Here is a 13,133-nt window from a genome sequence, read left to right as displayed (position 1 = left end):
TCGCCACGAGGTCGCCGAGGCGGTGCAGCGCCCGTCCCCGGACGTCGCGGCCGCGCATGTCGGGCAGCCGGCGGGTGGGCGGGGTGACGCCGCGTCCGGCTTCGAGTTCGGCGTGATATCGCTCGAGGCCGCGTGTGTCGCGGTGGAGCCAGAGGGCCAGGAGGTTGGGGCGGACTCCGCGGGGCTTCCGGATACGACGTGCGTCCTCGAGCGTGACGAGCTGCTCCGCGTGGGCTCGGGAAGCGACTCGTGGGCCTGGCGGACGCTGAGCATGAATCGCGCTTCGGTGTCCCACTCGACTCCGTAGCCGTCGCACTGGCGGACGTCGCCAAGGCCTTGTTCGGTCCAGTGCTGCAGGACGATGCCGGCGCAGTAGGGGCAGGGGACGCCGACCTTCGCGGGACGCTGGGATTCGCCGGTGAGCGCGCGGAGGCGACCGCGGAGGTTTCGGATGTCTGTGCGGTAGTCGGTCCAGGTGGGGGACTGCTGCGCCGCTCACGTGGTGTGGTCGGCGAGGTAGTCGGCGGCGAGGCTGGCGCTTGTCTTCTCAGCGGCGTTGTGGCCCTGCTCCTGTCGCCAGGTGTCTTCCCAGGAGGTGAGGACGGCCAGGACGGAGGGCGGGGTCGTTGCGCTCGGCGTCGAGGAACACGGGGTCGATGGTGCTCTCCCTGCGGCCCAGTCGAGTCTTGTCTGCGGTTCCTCCGGCGGCCGTGACCATGGCGGCGCCGCCGGTGATGGTGGTGTCGGTGCTGCGGGTCTTCTTGCCGCCGGTGGATCACAGCGGCGTTGGCGTTGGTGCTCATCCGAGCTCTCCGTTCCCGTAGAGCACCGTCAGGGCAGCGCGGTAGGTGTCGAGGTCGGCCTGCGTGAAGCGCTCGCGGATGTCGCGGTGCGCCGTGCGCGGATCGGTGATGCCGTACTTGTCGAGCAGCTCGGTGATCACGGCCTGTGCCGTGCGAGTGCTGTCACCTGTCGGAGCGGTGGTCACTTCGCCCCCTCGGCTGCATCGGCGGAACGGAGGATTAGCGCGGCGAGCGCGCGGGCCTCTGCGGGCGTGAGCCAGGAGATGCCGACACCGCCGGTGGTGCTCTGGATATTGCCCTCGGGATCTGTCTGGATGTCGACCGCGGGGTGGCCATCCATCAGCGCGGAGCGGACGATGATCTCGGCGGTGCCCTCGGGCTCGCAGCGCCACGGCATGCAGTCATCGATGTCGACCTGAACGCCCACCCAAGCGCCGTAGTGCCGGGAGCGATCCGTCCCCGGCTCGTAGGGGTACCCGAGGAAGCACTCGGCGGGGTCGCACAAAGATGTGTGATCGCTCATCGATCGTTCTCCTCGGCTTCGTCGAGCAGGGCCGCGTACCGGATGAACTCGTCTGCGATCTGGCGCGCCTAGTTGGCGGTGAAGGCGGTGTTCGGTCCGGTGGTGATGAGGTACGTGGTCTTCGGGTCGCCGCCGGTCGGCCGGGGCTGGTACTCGAAGTTCTCCATGCGGGCGGACTACTACGGCGAGTCGAACCTGCGGTACATCTCCGGCCGCCGGTCGACGCTGCAGACGTTCCGCGCGCTGGTGGTGGTCGTGGTGCTCGCGGGGTCGGTCGCGGGCGCCGACCTGGTGTGGAACCTGGCGGACGGGCTGATGGCGGTGATGGCGCTCATCAACCTGGTGGCGCTGCTCCTGCTGTCCCGCCTCGGCCTCGCCCTGCTGCGCGACTACGGCGAGCAGCGCCGTGCGGGGCTCGACCCGGTGTTCACCCGGGCGCGGCTGCCCGCGGGGATCACCGGCGTGGAGTGCTGGGAGGACGAGGAGTCGGTGCGCGGCGTCCGCCCGGGCCGCGCCGCGGAGCCTGTCGGTGGTGGCCGCTAGCGTCGGCCCCATGCGGGTCATCTACAACACGGCCACGTCGCTGAGCGGGTACATCGCGGACGAGGAGAACTCGCTCGCCTGGTTGTTCGCGGTCGACTCCGCCTCCCAGCCCGACCACGAGGCGTTCCTGTCCGGCATCGGGGTCCTGGTGTCCGGCTCGACGACCTACGAGTGGGTGCTGCGCGAGGAGGACCTCGTCGCGCACCCGGAGAAGTGGCCCGGGTACTACGGCGCCCGGCCGTACTACGTGTTCACCAGCCGGGACCTGCCGGTGCCCGACGGCGCCGACGTGCGGTTCGTGCGCGGCTCCGTGGCCGAGGCGCTGCCGACGATCCGGGAGGCGGCCGCCGGGGGCGACGCCTGGGTGATCGGCGGCGGCGACCTCGCGGGCCAGTTCCTCGACGCCGGGGCGCTCGACGAGGTGCAGGTCAGCGTCGCGCCCGCCGCGCTGACGGGCGGGGCGCCGGTGCTGCCGCGCCGGGTCGGGCCGGACCGGCTCCGGCTGCGGTCGGCCGAGCGGTTCGACCAGTTCGCGCACCTGACGTACGACGTGCTGCCGCCGACCTGACCGGCCCGCCGTGGCAGGATGGCGCGGTGCCTGACGCCCTCCCGCCCCGACCGGGCCGGTGGTCCCGGGCCTGGTCCGCGACCAAGACGTGGGTGGACCCGCTCGTCGTCATGATCGTCGCGGTGTTCCTCCTCGGGCTGTTCGCCCCCGCCTCCGGCGGCTTCGCGACCGGCCTCGACCACGTGACCACCGCCGCCGTCGTCCTGCTGTTCTTCCTCTACGGCGCCCGGATGGCGACCAGCGAGGTCTGGGACGGGCTCAAGAACTGGCGGCTCCAGGGCGGGATGCTCGCGTCGACCTACCTGGTGTTCCCGGTCCTCGGGCTGGCGGTGCAGGTGCTGCCCGACTCCGTGCTGCCGGCCGACCTCAAGACCGGGCTGCTCTACCTGTCGCTGCTGCCGTCGACGATCCAGTCGTCGGTCGTGTTCACGTCGATCGCGCGCGGCAACGTCGCCGGCGCGATCACCGGGGCCACGGCGTCGAACGTGCTCGGCATCGTCCTCACGCCGCTGCTGGTCGGGGTCCTGATGTCCCGGGCGGGCGGCCCCGTCGGCGGCTCGGCGGGGTCGACGCTGCTGCAGCTGCTGCTGCCGTTCGTGCTCGGGCAGATCCTGCAGCCGAAGATCGGCGCCTGGGTGCGCGCGCACAAGCCCGTCACCCTGATCACCGACCGCGGCACGATCCTGCTGGTCGCGTACGGCTCGGTGTCCGAGGCGGAGTCGTCGGGGGTGTGGGACGACCTCACCGTCGGCGTGCTCGTGGCCCTGGTCGCGGTGTGCGCCGTGCTCCTCGCGGCGATGCTGCTGGTGACCTGGACAGGCGGGCGCGCGCTGCGGCTGTCGCGAGGGGACCGGATCGCGCTGCTGATGTGCGGGTCGAAGAAGAGCCTCGCGACCGGCCTGCCGATGGCGAACGTGCTGTTCGGCCCGGTGGCCGCGGCCGGCGTGGCGCTCCCGGTGATCGTGTTCCACCAGCTCCAGCTCGCGACGTGCGCGGTGCTGGCGCGGCGGCTCGCCGCCACCGACCCGGAGCCCGACCCGGTCGTGACCCGGGCCTGACCCGGCGGTCAGCGCGGCGAGCCCGCGCCCACCGGGGCCCGGTCTCCCGGCCCGGTCTCGCCGGACGCGGGCTCGCTCGGCGTCGGCGCGGCGTACGCGCCTCCCGGACCGCCGGGACCGGCCGCGTCCGGGCCGCCGGATCCGCCGGAGCCGCCCGGCCCGCCCGGCCCGCCCGGCCCGCCCGGAGCCCCCGGACTGCCCGTGCCCCCCGCGCCCCCGGCCGCGACCGCGCGCCGCCCGAGCAGCCGCCGCACGCCCAGCACCGCGGCGACCAGCACGCCGCCGAGCGCCAGCCACGGCAGCAGCACCCCGAGCACGGTCACGACCCCGCCGAGCACCGTCGTCAGCGCGGACCAGCCGGCCGCGAGGCCGCCGAGGAACCCCGACGGCGACGCGTCCTCGACCGGGGTCGGCTCCTCCGGGACCGTCTCGGCCGGGGCCCAGATCGACACCCGCAGCGTCGACAGCGCGACCCGCTCCGCCAGGCGCGCCCGCTCGGACCGCAGCGACTCGAGGGAGGCCTGCCGCTCGGTGAGCGTGCCCTCGGCCTCGAGCACCTCCTGCCGCGTGGCCGCCCGGCTCAGCAGGTCCTCCATCCGCGCGACGGACAGCGTCATGGCGTGGATCCGGGCGTCGAGGTCCTGGGCGGCGGACGTCACGTCCTCCGACGACAGGTCCACGTGGTCGACGTCGCCGATCTCCTCGAGGGTCCGGAGCAGGCCCGTCATCGCTCCCGCGGGGACCCGCACCGTCAGGTCTGCGGTGGCGGTCGTGCCCTCGTCGGCGCGCGCCGCCGTCTCGCTCCGCGCGTCCACCCGGCCGTCCGCCGCCTCCACCGCCGCGACCACCTCGTCCGCGGCGGTGCGGGGGTCGTCGCTCACCAGGCCGGCCTCGCCGGTGGTGATCACCTGCCGCCCGCCGGTGTCGGCCGTGGTGATCCCGGCCCCGGCGCCCGGCGCGACGTCGCCGGCCGTCGTGCCCGCCCCCGCGTCGCCCGCCTCCTGCCCGGCGCCGGTGTCCCCTGCGGCCCCCGCGTCCCCTGCGGCCCCCGCGTCGCCGTTCGTGCCGCCCGCGTCGGACGCCGCCCCGCCGCCGCCCTCCGTCCCGCCCAGGGCCGTCCCGCCCGCGTCCTGCCCAGACCCGGCCTCCGCCCGGTCGGCCGTGGAGGTGGCGCCGTCCCCTCCCGCGCTGCACCCCGCGAGAAGGAGCGCGGCCAGTGCGAGCCCGCCGAGGGCCCGCGTCACGTTCGTCGTCGCCCCGCGGCCCGTGGTGCGGCCGTCCTCCCGCTGCTGTGTCCGCATGGCCGGGACAGTAGGGCCGCGCGGGCGGGGGCGGAGGGTCGTCACCAGCACGGATGCCGAATCGTTGCGGCGCGGCACCCGCCGCGTCCGCCCCGTGACCTGCCCGCGTCCGCGCCGTGACCCGACCCCACCCGTTCGAGTGGAGGGTCTGGCGGGACGCACCGCCGGCGTGTCCGGCCGGACCTCCCACTCGGCACTCCCGACGAGCCCGCGCGGGTCCGACCGGAAGAGATCCCGCGCGCCGCCCCACGGGACCGGGCGGACCGGGCACACTGGTGCGCGGGGGCCGGGCAGCAGCGTGCCCGAGACCAGTCCCGTCGCCCGGAAGGACCGTCGTGCCCGCTCCGACCACACCCCTGCGTCTCGTCCCGGCACCGAGGCTGGTGCGCGAGGCCGAGGGTGCGCCGTTCGTCGTCTCGGCCGCCACCACCGTGACCGTGGGCGTCAGTCCCGCGGAGGTCGCGCTGGGCGTGCTCGCCGCCGAGCAGCTCAGCCGCATCTCGGGCAGCACCGTGGAGGTGCGCTACCGCGACGTCGCGGAGCCGACCCAGCCCGGGGACGTGGCGTTCGTGCTGGACCCCGAGCGCCTGTCGGGGGAGCAGTACCACCTCGACGTCGCCGAGGACCTGGTCCGGGTCGTCGCCGGCACCGCGGAGGGCCTGATGCGCGGGCTGGCGACCCTGCACCAGGTCATGCGACCGCTCGACGGCACCTTCGCCGCGTGGCCGGTGCACGTCGAGGACGAGCCGGTGCACGGCTGGCGCGGGCTGTCCGTGGACGTGGCACGGCACTTCTTCGGGACCGACGACCTGCGGGTCGTCGTCGACCTGATGGCCGCGTACAAGCTCAACGTGCTGCACCTGCACCTGTCGGACGACCAGGGCTGGCGGCTGGACCTGCCGTCCCGGCCGGAGCTGGCGGCGCGGTCGGGCGGCACGGCCGTCGACGGCGACCCGGGCGGGTACTTCACCACCGAGGAGTACCAGGCGCTCGTGGCGTACGCGGCGGTGCGTGGCGTGCGGGTGGTGCCGGAGATCGACGTGCCGGGCCACGTCAACGCCGCCCTGCACGCGTACGGCGAGCTGACCCCCTCGGGCGAGCCCGCCGACGCGTACACCGGCATCGACGTGGGCTTCAGCCGGCTGCACGCGGACCTGGCGACGACCGAGCCGTTCCTGCGGGACGTCTTCGGCGACGTCGCGGCGGTCACGCCGGGCGAGTACGTGCACATCGGCGGCGACGAGGTGCACACGATGGAGCGCGACGAGTACGCGCGCCTGGTGCGGATGGCGTCGGACGCGGTGCGCGCCGCGGGCAAGAAGGTGGTCGGCTGGCAGGAGATCGCCACGACCCCCGTCGAGCCGGGCACCGTCGTGCAGTACTGGGACACCCGGATGGACCCCGCGCCGATCGTGGCGGCGGCGCAGGCGGGCGCCCGGCTGCTGATGTCCCCGGGCTCCAAGGCCTACCTGGACATGAAGTACCACGACGGCACGGCGCTCGGCCTGGAGTGGGCCGGCCACATCGAGCTGCGCGACGCCTACGAGTGGGAGCCGGCCACCCTGGTGCCGGGCCTGCCCGAGGGGTCCGTGGTCGGCGTCGAGGCGGCCGTGTGGACCGAGACGCTGCGCAGCCTGGACGACCTCATGACGATGCTGCTGCCGCGGCTGGCGGCCGTCGCCGAGGTCGCCTGGACGCCGGCGGACCGGCGGGACTGGGACGACTTCGCGACCCGGGTCGCCGCGCACGGGCCGTACTGGGACGCCGAGGGGCTGGCCTGGTACCCGAGCCCGCAGGTCGACTGGCACGTCGACCTGTCCTGACGACGCGCGTCAGATCCAGGACCGCAGCCACATGTGGACGTGCCAGAAGTCGTACGGGACGACCCACGCGGTCCAGATCGGGTAGAAGAACGCGCTGACCGCGAGGACGACGACCAGCACCGCCGAGGTGGTGACGATCCCGCGGCGGCGCTGGCGCTCGTCCCGGCTCTGCACCAGCAGCGCCAGCACGTAGGTCAGGGTGAGGACGACCCAGGGCGTGAACGCGATGGAGTAGAAGGTGAAGATCGTCCGGCCGGTGTACGCGAACCACGGCAGCCAGCCGGCGGCGATCCCCGACAGCACCGCGCCGGCGCGCCAGTCCCGGCGGACGAGCAGCCGGTACAGCGCGACCAGCAGCGCCAGCGCGCCGAGGCACCAGATCACCGGGTTGCCGAGCGACGTGACGGCCTGCGAGCAGGCGTCCGCCCCGCACAGGTCGCGCGCGGCGGACCCCGTCAGCCCGGACACCTCGGTCGGGTAGTAGAAGGACGTCGGCCGCCACTGGATGATCCAGCCCAGCGGGTGCGCGGCGTAGGCGTGCTCGGCGGTGAGGTGGGTGTGGAAGTCCCACATCTGGGTGTGGAAGTGCCAGAGCGAGCGCAGCGCCGGCGGCAGCCAGGAGACGCCCTCGCCGGGGTGCTCGACCGCCCACTGCCGAAGGTAGGCGCCGGGGTGCGCGAACCACGACGCCCAGGTGCCGAGGTAGGTGCCCGCGGCGGTGAGCACGACGATCAGGCCGGCGGGGATCGCGTCGCGCCACAGCGTCGCGGGCAGCCAGGCACGCACTCCGACGGACCGGCGGGCGGTGGCGTCCCAGGCGACGGACAGCAGCCCGAACACCGCCAGGAAGTACAGCCCGGACCACTTGGTGCCGATGCACAGCCCCAGCAGCACGGCCGCGGCGAACCGCCACCACCGCCAGCCCAGCCGCGGCCCGAGGCCCAGCTCCGCCCCCGAGTCGAGCACCGCAGCCGTCCGGGCGGCCAACCGGCGGCGTGCCTGGTCCCGGTCGAGCAGCAGCGCGCCGAACGCGGCGAGCGCGAAGAACATGACGAAGACGTCCAGCAGGCCGGTGCGGGAGTGCACGATCGCCTCGCCGTCGACCGCCATGAGCAGCCCCGCGACGGTGCCGAGGGCGGTGGAGGCGAACAGCCGGCGGGCGATCCGGGCGACCATCAGCACCGCGAGGGTCCCGGCGACGGCCGACGCCAGCCGCCACGCGGTCGACGACTCGATGCCGCCGCCGAGCTGGATGCCTAGCGCGATCAGCCACTTGCCGACGGGCGGGTGCACCACGTACTCGGGCGAGGTGCCGAGCGCCGAGCCGTCGCCCTGGGCGAAGAGCGGGTTGGCGTCGTCGCCCCAGGAGCCCTCGTAGCCGAGCCGGAGCAGGGAGTACGCCTGCTTGACGTAGTACGTCTCGTCGAACACCAGCTCGTGCGGCCGGCCCAGGTTCCAGAACCGGAGCACACCGCCCAGCAGGGTCACGGCGAGCGGCCACAGCCAGCCCGTCAGCCGCGCGCGGCGGGTCGCGCCGAGCAGCAGGGTCCGGGCACCGAGCAGCGAGACGAGCAGGCGGTCGTGCGTGGACAGGTCGGGGTCGTCCTCGCGGTCGGGGTCGTCGCCGGCCCGGATCACCAGCGTCCCGGCGGCCGGGGTGGGTGCCGCGTGGGTGTGGTGGCCGGGGTCGTCGTCCGGCGCCGGGGCGGCCACGGGCGGGAACCGCCGGTCGGACGCGTCGTCGACCCGGTCCGGGCCGTCGACGGGGTCGCGGGGACCCGGCTCGTCGGGGACGTGGTCGGGCTGCGGCACGGTCGTCATCGTAGGGGCGCCGTCTGGGCGGGACCTGCGCGCGGCGGCGGTCCCGGAGGTGGCAGGCTGGGCCGCGTGACCCCCCAGGCTCCCGGCACCGGCCGGCTCGTGCTCGCGGCGACCCCGATCGGCGACGTGGAGGACGCCTCCCCCCGGCTGCGCCGGCTGCTCGAGGAGGCCGACGTCGTCGCGGCCGAGGACACCCGCCGGCTGCGGGCGCTCGCGGTCCGGATGGGCGTGACCGTCGGCGGGCGGGTCGTGAGCCACCACGAGCACAACGAGGCGGCGACGACCCCGGAGCTGCTCGACGTGGTGCGCGGCGGCGGCACGGTGCTCGTCGTCACCGACGCCGGGATGCCCGCCGTGTCCGACCCCGGGTTCCGCGTGGTCTCCGCGGCCGTCGAGGCGGGGTTGACGGTGACCGCCGCCCCGGGCCCGAGCGCCGTCCTGACCGCGCTCGCGCTCTCCGGGCTGCCCACCGACCGGTTCTGCTTCGAGGGCTTCCCGCCGCGGAAGCCGGGGGAGCGGCTGCGCGCGCTGACCGCGCTGGAGCGCGAGCCGCGGACGATGGTGTTCTTCGAGGCCCCGCACCGGCTCGCGGCGACGCTGGCCGACATGGCGACGGCGTTCGGCGCCGAGCGGCCCGCGGCGGTGTGCCGGGAGCTCACCAAGACCTACGAGGAGGTCGTCCGGGACGGCCTCGGCGCGCTCGCGGCGTGGGCGGCGGCGGGCGAGGTGCGCGGCGAGATCGCGGTCGTCGTGGCCGGCGCCCCGGCACGCGAGGTGGCCTCGGAGGCGGACCTCGTCGCGGAGGTGCTCGCCCGGGCGGACGGCGGGGAGCGGCTCAAGGACGCCGTGGCCGAGGTGGCGCAGGTCGCGGGCATCCCGAAGCGGGACCTGTACGCGGCGGCGCTGGCGGCGCGCGCCGGTCGCTGACACCGGGCCCGGGCCCGGACGAGGCGCCGGATCGGTGCCACGCCGCCGCCCGCGCCCGTCAGTCCCCGTGCACGACGTCGAGCGCCGCCCGCAGCGCCCCGAGCTCGACCTGCCCCGGCGCCGACGCCGGTCCGACCGTCCCGAACGTCGCCGCCGAGCCGAACACGCCGCCCGCGACGCGCGACGCCACGCCCGTGCCCGCCATCGACATGGTGATGAGCGGCCGGTCGGTGCGCTGCGCCGCGTCCCAGGTGGCGGCCAGCAGCGTGAGCACGTCGCCGGGGTCGCGCGGCATGACCGCGATCTTGAGCAGGTCGGCGCCCGCCTCGGCCATGTGCAGCAGCCGGCGGACGATCTCCTCCCGCCCGGGCGTGGCGTCGAAGTCGTGGTTGGACGCGACGACGGCGACCCCCGCCGCGTGCGCGAGATCGACCAGGGTCCGGACCGTGGCCGGCTCCCGCATGACCTCCACGTCGAGCAGGTCCGCCGCGCCGGTCGCGAGCACCGCGCGGTAGACCGCGACGTAGGCGTCGTCGGCGACGTCCGCGAGCCCGCCCTCGCGCGCCGTGCGGGTGGTGACGAGCAGCGGCAGGTCCCCGAGCGTCCCGCGCAGCGCGGTCGCGGCCGCCGCGGCGGACGACGGCGTCGCGCGGCCGCCTTCGAGGTGGTCGACCCGCCACTCGACGACGTCCGGCGCCGCGGCGGCCACGGCGGAGGCCTGCGCGAGGAGGTCCTCGACGGTGCCCCCGGTGAGCGGGACGATCACCTTGGGCCGGCCGGTGCCGATCGCGGTGCCGCGCACGGTCACCGGGGTCGGCGCGGGCGCCGCGGTGCTGGTCATGGGTGGGTCCTCCTCGGCCGGACGCTCCGCCGGCCACTGCATCATGCCGGTTCGCCGCGCGCGGCGCGTACCCCCGCGCCGCCGGGCGCACTAGCGTCGGGCCATGGAGTTCCGTCGCATCCCCGGCCTGCCGCCCTACGTGTTCACGATCATCGACACGCTCAAGGTCGAGGCGCGGCGCGCCGGCCGCGACGTGGTCGACCTCGGCTTCGGCAACCCGGACCTGCCCAGCCCGCAGATCGCGGTCGAGAAGCTCGCGGAGGCGGCGCACAACACCCGCAACCACCGGTACTCGGCGTCGCGCGGCATCCCCAAGCTGCGGCAGGCGGTCGCCGACCACTACCTGCGCCGGTTCGGCGTGACCCTCGACCCCGACACCCAGGTCATCTCGACCATCGGCGCCAAGGAGGGGTTCAGCCACCTGATGTGGGTGCTGCTCCAGCCCGGCGACGCGGCGCTGGTGCCGACCCCGTCGTACCCGATCCACATCTGGGGGCCGTACTTCGCGGGGGCGGACGCCCGGCAGGTGCCGATCGGCGACGGCACCGACGGGGCCGGCTACGTCGACCGGGTCATGGAGGCGTGGGACCTCGGCTGGCCGAAGCCGCGGGTCATCGTGCTGTCGTTCCCGCACAACCCGACGACCACCACCGTCGAGCTGCACGACCTGCAGCGGCTCGTCGACTGGGCGCGGGAGCGCGAGGTCGTCCTCGTGCACGACCTCGCCTACGCCGACATGTGCTTCGACGGCTGGACCCCGCCGTCGATCATGCAGTGCACCGGCGCGACCGAGGTCGCCGTCGAGCTGTACTCGATGACCAAGTCGTACTCGATGGCCGGCTGGCGGGTGGCGTTCCTGGTCGGCCGGCAGGACGTCGTCGGCGCGCTCGCCAAGCTCAAGTCCTACCTCGACTACGGGACGTTCCAGCCGATCCAGATCGCCGCCACGGTCACGCTGAACGAGGCGACCGAGTACCCGGCGGAGCTGTCGGCGGTCTACGAGAGCCGGCGCAACACGCTGGTCGACGGCCTGTCCCGGATCGGCTGGGACATCCTGCGGCCGAAGGGGACGATGTTCGCCTGGGCGCGGATCCCCGAGCCGTACCGGGAGATGGGGTCCATCGAGTTCGCCGAGATGCTGGTGCGGGACTGCGACGTCGCGGTGTCGCCGGGCGTCGGGTTCGGGCCGGGCGGTGACGGGCACGTCCGGTTCGCGCTGATCGAGAACGAGCAGCGGATCGGCCAGGCGGTGCGGGGGCTGCGCAGGGGGCTGACCCGGCTGGGCTGACCCGGCTCGGGTCGTGACCCGCCGGGGTGGTGACCCGGCCGGGGTGGTGACCCGGCCGGGGTGAGCACCGCGCCCAGGGTCCGTTCAGGGTCGCCTCAGGGGCGTACCGGATGCCGCCGCCGCTCCCGGACCTGGGAACCTCGGACGTGACGGCGCGGGCACCTTCCCGCGTCCGCGGCAGCACGAGGGGACGGACCATGCGAGGCACGAGGACGAGGGCGGCCCGGGCGACGACGGCGGCTGCCGTGGGGGCGGCGCTCGTGCTCGGCCTCGCGGCGTGCGCGGGCGGCCCGCGTGGCCCGGTCGTGACACGGGACGTCGACATCGAGGACGTGACCGCGGTACAGCTCGCGACGTCGGGCGACCTGACCATCCGCCGAGGGGACAGCCCGTCCCTCGCGGTCACCGCCCGCGAGGGCACCCAGGACCGGCTCGTCTCGGAGGTGCGGGACGGCGTGCTGGTGCTCGACTCCCGGCAGTCGTTCGGCGTGGGCTCCGGGGGCGACGTGTCCTACGAGCTGGTCCTCGGGGAGGTCGCCGAGCTGGTGGTCTCGGGCTCGGGCGACGTGACCGCGGACGACGTCACCGGCGAGGCGCTGCGGCTGTCGGTCGAGGGCTCCGGGTCGGTCGACCTGACCGGGCTCGACTCCGGGACGGTCGCGCTGCGGATCGCGGGCTCGGGCGACGTCGAGCTCGACGGCCGCACCGGCTCGCTCGCGATCGGGATCGAGGGCTCGGGCGGCGTGGACGCGGACCGGCTGCGCGCCGACGAGGTCGACGTGTCGATCGAGGGCTCCGGCGACGTCGAGCTGCACGCGACCCGGCGGCTCGCCGTGTCGATCGAGGGCTCGGGCTCGGTGTCCTACGCGGGCGATCCGGAGGTCACCCAGCGCATCGAGGGGTCGGGTGAGGTCTCCCGCGAGGACTGACCGCCGCTCCGGCGCGCGGCCCGGTGGCGGACCTGTGCTCGGCGCACCGCGAGCGGGCGCCGAGTCCTCCACAGGCGCCGGCGGGTGCGTGGTCCCCAGGGTTCGCGGCGATCACCCCGGAGGGTGTCGGTGGTGGTTCGTAGGGTGGTGACATGCCCGCTGACCTGCGTGAACCCGCTCCCGGACCCGGCCCTGAGCCGCGTCCGGACGCGCTGGCGTGCGGGTGCGCCTGCGCCTGCGGCGGGGGCGCGTCCGCCCCCCAGGGGGACCGCGCGGTGGGCGCTGACGCCGCGGTTGCATCCGAGGCGGTGGTCGCGGAGTTCCTGGACCCGGGCCTGCCGGCGTCCGAGCGGTTGACCGAGGCCCTGGACAGCACGCCCACGGGGGTGCCGCTGGCCCGGCTGCTGGGGGCGCTGGACCTGCGGCTGCTGGACGACTTCGACCTGGCGGAGGCAGCCGCGGGGTTCGTCCGGATGTCGGGGTGGGCGCACGCGGGGCTGGCGGCGGTGGCCGTCGAGCTCGCCCGGCGCCCGGGCATGGGACCGCGCTGGGACCCGCGCGCCCGGCGCGGCGCGGGCATGACCGGCGAGCGGGTCGCGGCGTTGGCGTTGTCCGCGCGGCTGAACCGGTCCCCGCAGGACACCGCGGCGCTGATCCGCGAGGGCGCGGAGTTCGCCGGTGTCCTGGCCGACACCGGTGCCGCGCTGC

The 13,133-nt window shown here is 75.2% G+C and carries 13 protein-coding genes; 8 read left to right on the top strand and 5 right to left on the bottom strand.

Going from position 1 to position 13,133, the window contains the following annotated elements; all coding sequences use genetic code 11:
• Window positions 1-799 precede the first annotated feature (799 nt).
• Window positions 800-943 (bottom strand): hypothetical protein, encoded by a 144-nt coding sequence (locus tag FS882_RS20910; protein WP_187365207.1) that lies wholly within the window; start codon window positions 941-943, stop codon window positions 800-802.
• A 41-nt stretch (window positions 944-984) separates the two neighbouring features.
• The gene (locus FS882_RS07960; RefSeq protein ID WP_187365206.1) at window positions 985-1,230 is read right to left on the bottom strand and encodes a hypothetical protein; all 246 of its coding nucleotides are present in this window, start codon (window positions 1,228-1,230) and stop codon (window positions 985-987) included.
• A gap of 201 nt (window positions 1,231-1,431) precedes the next feature.
• Here FS882_RS07960 and FS882_RS07955 point away from each other — a divergent pair, with 201 nt between their 5' ends.
• From FS882_RS07955 to FS882_RS07945, 3 genes are read left to right on the top strand one after another with little or no spacing between them, the layout of a single operon-like run.
• The gene (locus tag FS882_RS07955) at window positions 1,432-1,869 is read left to right on the top strand and encodes an alanine:cation symporter family protein (RefSeq protein WP_158372546.1); all 438 of its coding nucleotides are present in this window, start codon (window positions 1,432-1,434) and stop codon (window positions 1,867-1,869) included.
• Window positions 1,870-1,879: 10 nt separating this feature from the next.
• Complete coding sequence (locus FS882_RS07950; RefSeq protein ID WP_158372545.1) at window positions 1,880-2,437, top strand: dihydrofolate reductase family protein; 558 nt, start codon at window positions 1,880-1,882, stop codon at window positions 2,435-2,437.
• A 26-nt stretch (window positions 2,438-2,463) separates the two neighbouring features.
• On the top strand, window positions 2,464-3,495 hold the full coding sequence (locus tag FS882_RS07945) for a bile acid:sodium symporter family protein (RefSeq protein ID WP_316043629.1): 1,032 nt from the start codon (window positions 2,464-2,466) through the stop codon (window positions 3,493-3,495).
• Window positions 3,496-3,503: 8 nt separating this feature from the next.
• Here the strand turns inward: FS882_RS07945 and FS882_RS07940 are convergent, their stop codons facing one another.
• Window positions 3,504-4,796, bottom strand: a complete 1,293-nt coding sequence (locus FS882_RS07940; protein WP_158372544.1) for a DUF4349 domain-containing protein — start codon at window positions 4,794-4,796, stop codon at window positions 3,504-3,506.
• A gap of 335 nt (window positions 4,797-5,131) precedes the next feature.
• On the opposite strand from FS882_RS07940, the gene FS882_RS07935 reads away from it, so the two are divergent.
• On the top strand, window positions 5,132-6,619 hold the full coding sequence (locus FS882_RS07935; RefSeq protein ID WP_158372543.1) for a family 20 glycosylhydrolase: 1,488 nt from the start codon (window positions 5,132-5,134) through the stop codon (window positions 6,617-6,619).
• A gap of 9 nt (window positions 6,620-6,628) precedes the next feature.
• Here FS882_RS07935 and FS882_RS07930 read toward each other — a convergent pair whose 3' ends face one another.
• Entirely contained in the window at window positions 6,629-8,431 is a 1,803-nt protein-coding gene (locus tag FS882_RS07930; RefSeq protein ID WP_262348149.1) for a dolichyl-phosphate-mannose--protein mannosyltransferase, read from the bottom strand.
• Window positions 8,432-8,506: 75 nt separating this feature from the next.
• On the opposite strand from FS882_RS07930, the gene rsmI reads away from it, so the two are divergent.
• Window positions 8,507-9,367 (top strand): 16S rRNA (cytidine(1402)-2'-O)-methyltransferase, encoded by an 861-nt coding sequence (gene rsmI, locus FS882_RS07925; protein ID WP_158372542.1) that lies wholly within the window; start codon window positions 8,507-8,509, stop codon window positions 9,365-9,367.
• Window positions 9,368-9,425: 58 nt separating this feature from the next.
• On the opposite strand, the gene aroD is transcribed toward rsmI, so the two are convergent.
• Entirely contained in the window at window positions 9,426-10,208 is a 783-nt protein-coding gene (aroD, locus tag FS882_RS07920; protein ID WP_158372541.1) for a type I 3-dehydroquinate dehydratase, read from the bottom strand.
• A 103-nt stretch (window positions 10,209-10,311) separates the two neighbouring features.
• Here aroD and FS882_RS07915 point away from each other — a divergent pair, with 103 nt between their 5' ends.
• The 3 genes from FS882_RS07915 to FS882_RS07905 form a co-directional block, all read left to right on the top strand.
• Complete coding sequence (locus tag FS882_RS07915; RefSeq protein ID WP_158372540.1) at window positions 10,312-11,496, top strand: aminotransferase class I/II-fold pyridoxal phosphate-dependent enzyme; 1,185 nt, start codon at window positions 10,312-10,314, stop codon at window positions 11,494-11,496.
• A 197-nt stretch (window positions 11,497-11,693) separates the two neighbouring features.
• Window positions 11,694-12,425 (top strand): head GIN domain-containing protein, encoded by a 732-nt coding sequence (locus FS882_RS07910; protein ID WP_187365204.1) that lies wholly within the window; start codon window positions 11,694-11,696, stop codon window positions 12,423-12,425.
• A 275-nt stretch (window positions 12,426-12,700) separates the two neighbouring features.
• Window positions 12,701-13,133, top strand: a 433-nt coding sequence (locus tag FS882_RS07905) for a hypothetical protein (protein ID WP_158372538.1), incomplete at its 3' end; no start/stop codon positions are given.

This window comes from Cellulosimicrobium cellulans, assembly GCF_007679345.1.
In the GTDB taxonomy this organism is placed as follows: Bacteria; Actinomycetota; Actinomycetes; order Actinomycetales; family Cellulomonadaceae; genus Cellulomonas; species Cellulomonas cellulans_A.
Note: the sequence above shows the minus strand (reverse complement) of the source record. Positions and strands in the feature narration are given on the sequence as shown.